General features: G+C 51.9%; 4 protein-coding genes and 1 pseudogene. 3 read left to right on the top strand and 2 right to left on the bottom strand.

What is annotated here, in order from left to right; genetic code table 11:
* Positions 1–142 precede the first annotated feature (142 nt).
* The 3 genes and pseudogenes from glpK (at position 143) to IGR76_17355 (ending at position 5,755) form a co-directional block, all read left to right on the top strand.
* On the top strand, positions 143–1,630 hold the full coding sequence (glpK, locus tag IGR76_17345) for a glycerol kinase GlpK (protein MBF2080226.1): 1,488 nt from the start codon (positions 143–145) through the stop codon (positions 1,628–1,630).
* 49 nt (positions 1,631–1,679) lie between these two features.
* Positions 1,680–2,579 (top strand): annotated as a pseudogene (locus IGR76_17350) (ADP-ribosylglycohydrolase family protein).
* A 176-nt stretch (positions 2,580–2,755) separates the two neighbouring features.
* On the top strand, positions 2,756–5,755 hold the full coding sequence (locus tag IGR76_17355) for a cation-transporting P-type ATPase (protein MBF2080227.1): 3,000 nt from the start codon (positions 2,756–2,758) through the stop codon (positions 5,753–5,755).
* 59 nt (positions 5,756–5,814) lie between these two features.
* Here IGR76_17355 and IGR76_17360 read toward each other — a convergent pair whose 3' ends face one another.
* Both IGR76_17360 and IGR76_17365 read right to left on the bottom strand, forming a co-directional pair.
* Positions 5,815–6,057 (bottom strand): hypothetical protein, encoded by a 243-nt coding sequence (locus tag IGR76_17360; GenBank protein MBF2080228.1) that lies wholly within the window; start codon positions 6,055–6,057, stop codon positions 5,815–5,817.
* Positions 6,015–6,392: a hypothetical protein gene (locus tag IGR76_17365; GenBank protein MBF2080229.1), complete on the bottom strand. Its 378-nt coding sequence runs from the start codon at positions 6,390–6,392 to the stop codon at positions 6,015–6,017. The genes IGR76_17360 and IGR76_17365 overlap by 43 nt, the downstream gene beginning before the upstream one ends.
* Positions 6,393–7,164: the final 772 nt, after the last annotated feature.

Below are 7,164 nucleotides of genomic sequence, written 5' to 3' on the forward strand. Positions count from 1 at the left end.
AACTTGCTCTTTTTTGATTCTGATACCCCGTCCGCTTGCGGCGGGGTAGTTCATTAACACTTGTGAAAGAGCGATCGCCCAGCCATCATTCTTCTCTATTATCTAAAAAACTGATGTCTACTCAGTGACAGTAGAAAAATAGATGTCCCACTATATTTTGGCGTTTGACCAAGGAACCACTAGCTCACGGGCGATCGTGTTTGATCGTCAGGGACATATTCTCTCCATTGCACAAAAAGAGTTTCCGCAGCTCTTTCCGCAATCGGGATGGGTTGAACATGATCCGGATGATATTTGGTCGTCCCAGATTGGAGTTGCCAACGAAGCGATCGCCCGAATCGGCATTACGGCTAGGGATCTTGCGGCTATTGGCATCACGAATCAGCGGGAAACGACCATGGTCTGGAACCGGACCACCGGACGCCCAATCTATAACGCGATCGTTTGGCAAGATCGGCGCACCGCAGACTTCGCCAATCACCTCAAAGCCCAGGGACATGAGCCTCTTTTTCAAGCTAAAACGGGATTAGTCATCGATGCCTATTTCAGTGCCACAAAGATCAAGTGGTTGCTGGATCACGTCCCGGAGGCACGAAACCAGGCAGAACGGGGCGAACTGGCCTTTGGCACCGTGGATAGTTGGCTGATTTGGAATCTAACCCAGGGAAACCTCTACATCACCGACGTTTCGAATGCGTGTCGTACCTTGCTCTACAACATCCACACCCAGGACTGGGATGATGAGTTGTTAAGGTTACTCGATATCCCCCGCAGTTTGCTTCCAGAAGTTCGTCGGTCATCAGAACTCTATGGCTATACGGCAGAGGGAGTTCTGGGCGCGCGGGTGGCGATCGCCGGAATTGCGGGGGATCAGCAGGCTGCAACCTTTGGGCAGGCGGCTCTCAAAGCAGGGATGGCCAAAAACACCTACGGCACAGGCTGTTTCATCGTCCTCAACACAGGCACAATACCGATTCCATCTACCCATAAGCTGTTAACAACGATTGCCTGGAAAATTGGCGATCGCACCGATTACGCCTTAGAAGGCAGTATCTTTATCGCAGGAGCCGTGGTGCAATGGCTGCGGGATGGACTAGGAATTATTCAAAGAAGCGAGGAGATAGAATCCCTGGCCGCCAGCGTGCCCGATTCTGGAGGCGTCGTCTTTGTACCTGCCTTTGTCGGGTTGGGTGCGCCATACTGGGATAGTGATGTGCGGGGAAGCATCATGGGTCTTTCACGGGGCACAACTGCCGCCCATATTGCCCGTGCCACCCTAGACAGGATTGCCTATCAAACGGCAGATGTACTGGATGCGATGAGCCAAGATTCCCACCTATCCTTTTCCGAATTGCGGGTGGATGGGGGTGCATCTCGCAATAATCTCCTGATGCAGTTCCAGGCGGATATTCTAGGCATTCCCGTGGTGCGTCCCAAAATTACCGAAACAACGGCTCTGGGTGCAGCCTATTTAGCGGGCTTAGCCGTGGGCTACTGGGAGAGTGAAGCGGAATTGGTGAGTCTCTGGGAGATGGATCGACGGTTTGAGCCGAGCATCAGTGCCGATCAGCGGGAGGCGTTGCGAGATCTGTGGCAACGGGCGATCGCCCAAGCTCGATATCGACCATAATAGGGGAAGAACTGGCAAAATAATGGATTCGACGGTCGGCAGTCACAGTATGGATCAACAAGAACGGTATCGTGGATGTTTACTCGGTCTAGCGGCTGGAGATGCCGTTGGCACGACGGTTGAATTTCAACCGCGCGGAACGTTTCAGCCTGTTACCGATATGGTGGGGGGAGGGCCATTTCAGCTTCAACCGGGGCAATGGACAGATGATACATCAATGGCGTTGTGTCTGGCGACTAGCCTGATTGCTAAAGGAGACTTTGATGCGGCTCACCAGATGGATCTCTATTGTCAGTGGTGGCAGGAGGGCTATCTCAGCAGTACGGGGGACTGTTTTGACATTGGCAACACGGTAAGTCAGGCTTTATCTCGCTATCAACGCTCTGGCGATCCCTTCAGCGGTTCTACCAATCCCCGTTCGGCTGGAAATGGCTGCTTGATGCGGTTAGCGCCTGTTCCCATGTTTTACGCCCCGGATCGCGATCGCGTTCTCCATTTTTCAGGTGAAAGTGCACGAACCACCCACGGCGCGCAGGAATGTGTAGATGCGAGTCGTCTCTTTGGGGGAATGATTGCCCACGCCCTTGCAGGAGCGAGCAAAGCTGAGATTTTGCCGGAAAATGAAACGGATGGAATTGAGTCTCTGTCGATTTTGGCGATCGCCCAAGGAGACTATCGTGAAAAGGCGATCGCAGACATTCGCGGCAGTGGCTATGTGGTGGAAAGTTTAGAAGCAGCCCTGTAGTGTTTTTGGCACACCGATTCGTTTGACCAAGCGATTCTAATGGCAACGAATCTGGGAGATGATGCGGATACCACGGCTGCGATTTGTGGACAGGTCGCGGGAGCCTATTACGGAGAAACTGGAATTCCATCTCATTGGCGAGATTCCCTAATAAGGGTGAAGGAAATGACGGCGATCGCCGATAAACTCTATAGTTTGTCCTAGAATTCTGGGGCGATGAGTTCCATTAGGACAGGTGCGACGGTTCACCATTGACTACCGGAGCAAGTTGCAAGAACTTAACGTTAACAGATTTCATACTGGAAGCAAATCTTAATTTTGTGCCAATCTCCATCAAAATATGCCACAAGTAATCTCATGCTGGATATCGGTCTAACGCTATGGGATTACCGCATCAGCCCCTTTGGGCACTCTCTCCGGACGAGGTCTATCCCTATTTGGGAACAGCAAAAACAGGTCTGTCCACAGGAGATGCTGATCAGCGACTCGCTCAATTCGGTGCCAACGAATTGCCCGAACCTGCCCATCGCCCCCTTTGGTTGCGCTTTACGGATCAACTCAGCCATTTCATGGCGCTCTTGCTGTGGGTCGCTGGAGGACTCGCCTTTATCTCTGGCACGCCAGAACTGGGATGGGCGATCTGGGCTGTTATTTGGATTAATGCGATATTTAGCTTCTGGCAAGAGTTTCAGGCCGAGCAAGCCCTGACAGCGTTGAAAAATGTGTTACCCCTCCAGGTTAATGTCTATCGAGATGGACAGCTTCAATCCATTCCGGCGCGGGAATTGGTGCGCGGCGATGTGATGCAGTTAGAAGAGGGCGATCGTATCTCTGCCGATGCCCGCCTCGTCAGTGCTGAGAGTCTATTGATCGATGTCTCGGTGTTAACGGGAGAATCGCTGCCCGTTGCTCGCAACCAGCATCCCGTTAGCATTCGCGAGGTGGTATCCCTTCGCAGTGGGCAGCCGATCCCGTCGGGTGAGCATCCTTTGCAAGAACAGGTGAATCTTGCTGAAATTGCGAACTTGGTACTCGCAGGCTCTACGGTCGCCTCTGGTCGGGGAACAGCGGTTGTCTATGCGACGGGAGCCCAAACCGAGTTTGGACATGTTGCTCACCTCACCACAGAGGTACAGCGAGAACCCAGTACCCTAGAGGTGCAAGTCGCCCATATTGTCAGAATCCTAACCACGATTGCCGTCAGTATGGGAAGCATCGTTTTTCTGCTGACCTCTCTGTTGATTGGCATGGATCTGAAGGAGAGTTTCATCTTTGCCATTGGTATCATTGTTGCCCTAGTGCCAGAGGGACTTTTACCCACGGTGACGCTGTCTTTGGCAATCGGGGTGCAGCGGATGGTGCGTCGCAATGCCCTGGTGCGTCGTCTATCTGCGGTTGAAACCCTGAGCGCCACAACGGTCATCTGCACCGACAAAACGGGAACTCTAACCAAGAATGAAATGACCGTCCATTCCCTCTGGATTCCGTGGCAGCCTCTAGAGGGAGTCTCCGTCTCTCTGGTAGACGCTAGCACTCCCCCCCATCGACACAATGAAGTTCATCCCGGTATTCCTCCCACAATTATCGAGATTACGGGCGCAGGCTACGATCCCACCATTGGCAATGTGCGAGTACCATCAGGCTTTACGGCCAACTGGAAAGTAGACTTGTTACTAATGGGAGCATCCCTGTGTTCCAACGCCCGCCTTATCCACCTCACCGCCCCGAGCCGATGGGAAGAGATTGGCGATCCAACGGAGGCAGCGCTCTTAGTGGCCGCCGCCAAAGCGGGACTCAATCTAGAATCTCTTCAAAAACAGCTCCCTCGCTTGCGTGAGGTGCCCTTTGATTCCCGACGACGGATGATGACCGTGGTATTGGATTGGCGTGCGTCTACAGTGTGGTCTAATGAATCGCCTTATCTTGCATTTACCAAAGGTGCGCCCTTGGAGGTTTTGCGGCACTGTACCTCTATTCTTCGCAATGGCTCCCTATCGACGCTGACTCAGGATGCTTGGAATGAAGTCGTGGCGGCCAATGATGGACTGGCACAACAAGGATTCCGGGTATTAGGGGTGGCTGCTCGTCGTGGTGATGCCGAAATGATAGACATGCGATCGCAAGATCTGGAGCAAACCCTCACCTTTTTGGGGTTGGTGGCCATGTTTGATCCCCCCCGTCCCGAAGTTCCCGATGCCTTAGCCCAATGCCACTCCGCAGGTATTAAGGTCACGATGGTGACAGGAGACTACGGCCTCACCGCCGAGGCGATCGCCCGTCAAATTGGGTTGGTGCAAAATTCCGTTCGAGTAGTTACGGGAGACGGCATGGGACATCTATCCGATGCTCAATTGCGGCAAATTTTGAAATATCGCACAGGGCTAGTTTTTGCGCGGATGTCTCCGGAACATAAGCTGCGACTGGTGCAAGCCTATAAAAGTAACGGTGAGATTGTAGCGGTAACTGGGGATGGTGTGAATGATGCTCCGGCTCTACGGGCGTCTCATATTGGGATTGCGATGGGACTGAAGGGAACCGATGTGGCACGGGAAGCGGCAGATATTGTCCTCACCGACGATAACTTTGCCACCATCGTCTCTGCGGTTGAAGAAGGGCGAGCAATTTATCAAAATATTCGAAAATTTATGACCTATATTTTGGCCTCCAACGTACCCGAGTTAGTTCCTTTCTTAGCAATGGTAGCCCTGAAAATTCCTCCGGCTCTGGTGATTATGCAGATTCTTGCCATTGACTTGGGAACTGATATGTTGCCTGCGTTGGCGCTCGGTGCCGAACGAGCAGAGATGGGCACCATGCAGCAGCCTCCCCGCAAGACCTCTCAAACCTTGTTAGATACGCCTCTCTTAGTGCGTTCCTACTGCATTTTAGGTGTGGTGGAGGGTGTATTAGGTATGCTGGCTTTCTTCTTAGTATGGTGGAGTTATGGCTATGGACTGGCAGAGTTACAATCGATCACACCGGATATTTTGACCCATTCTGCCACAGCAGCAACAATCGCGATTTATGTACAAGCAACAACAATGACCCTTGCGTCTGTCGTGGCGTGCCAAACCGGAAACGTTTTTGCATGCCGTTCTGAACGTATTTCCGCCTTCTCGTTAGGTTTCTTTTCAAATCCCTTGATTTGGTGGGGAATAGCAGCCGAGTGGGGCTTGGTGTTACTTATCACGCACCCTGGCTTTCTCCGCGACATTTTTTCCGTTGCGCCTCTAGTTCCTTGGCAGTGGTTGGCTCTCATCGTTTGTCCACCACTGGTCTTAGGTATTGATGAACTGTACAAACGATTCCTGCACCGATCGCCTTCCTCCGGCGACCGATCACACCTTAAAGCTAACCGCAACACAAGCCGCCGCGCCTAAAAAAGCAATCGCCCCAATTCCTAATCCCAAAGGCACAGATAGACTCACACCTTGGCTAATCACCATGCCATACAGGCTGGAGGCCGCTGCCGCCCCACTGAAAAGATCCCCGTTCCCAGTCCGGCCTTTTGCGGGGGAACCATCGACAGGGCAAAGGGAATGGTGGTAGTGGACACGACGCTAAACGCCGCACCGATGGCGATCGCAACTCCAAAGGCGATTCGACCGAGAAGGGACAGGGCTAGACTGCGAAATAGCGTCAGGCGATCGCCCATGCCACGAGCACTCCCGGCAAAAGCCACCGTAGTAACCCCGATGTTCCCCCAAAGACGACAACGGCAGGAATGCCAATAAAACAGGCCGACGCCAGAATCATGCCCAACGCAATAAAGGGAAACCGGATGCCCATGCGATGCTGCAACCCATCGGAAAAGTTGCCCATGATCGGTTCGATCACCGCCGCCAAAATATTTTCGAGGACGAGAAGGGGCGTCGCCAAGGCCACGGGAAACCCAAACTGGGTCAGGAGATCCGCAAGATAGAGGTTGTAAATTACCCAAGTTAGGGCGATCGCTCCCTGCACGAGAACCAATCCCCAAACTTGCAACCACAAAATTTGGCCGTTCATCCTCGCCATTTGAGCACTCCACGCAATATGAAGGTCATGCTATCGTTCTGCTGTGGCCACCATACCATTGCGGCAACTCAACGGACGGTCTGGATAAGGTTTCGTAGAACTAATTTCGAACCTGGGACAGATGGTTTAAATGTCTACATATAAAATGCAGAGGGTTACGCACTCCGGCCTCTTTGATTGGAGAGGAACTCAATTTGGGCAGTTGCGTGGTGTTTGGCCACTGTTCCCAATCTGATATGTTCGATTCAGCACATCACCCATAACTTAGTTGCGTTCGTATCAAAGTCTCGATCGTTTCCCCTACTCCGTTATAGTCACTTCATAGAACCTTTATATCAAAAGGAGATTAGGCAGCATCGCCCTGCAGCAAGCTTTTAGTCTTACACTACCTTCAGGCATTTGGCTGCGTACGCATATTCTAGTCAAATAATATTCACCTAAACTTTAAATTGCAGTACCACGTTTCCGTGTTTCCACTGCTAAGCTGAAGACGTCAGGGTAGTCCTATTTTTTGAAGGATAAAAAGCGATCTGTATTCTGAACGTGTTTGCTGACTAAGGCTTACCAGAGCAGATTCTTTTCCTTATCCTTTACGAAATACTGCTACCCCTGCTAAATCCCATCTCGGGTGCTTGTGTTGTGTCAGCGCAGTTTATGAAATCTTCGAGCTGTACCTGAACTAAGCAAATCAATAATCAATAGGTCGTCTACCGATGCAGACGGCGTTGTTGCATGAAAGAGGGGTTGCGGGCAGGAGAGGCATGGTAAATTT

Origin of the sequence: Synechococcales cyanobacterium T60_A2020_003 (assembly GCA_015272205.1) — a bacterium.
GTDB lineage: Bacteria > Cyanobacteriota > Cyanobacteriia > RECH01 > RECH01 > JACYMB01.

Coding starts and splice junctions, on each gene's coding strand:
- glpK (MBF2080226.1), top strand. CDS start 143: ATGTCCCACTATATTTTGGCGTTTGACCAAGGAACCACTAGCTCACGG.
- IGR76_17365 (MBF2080229.1), bottom strand. CDS start 6,392: ATGGCGAGGATGAACGGCCAAATTTTGTGGTTGCAAGTTTGGGGATTG.
- IGR76_17355 (MBF2080227.1), top strand. CDS start 2,756: ATGGGATTACCGCATCAGCCCCTTTGGGCACTCTCTCCGGACGAGGTC.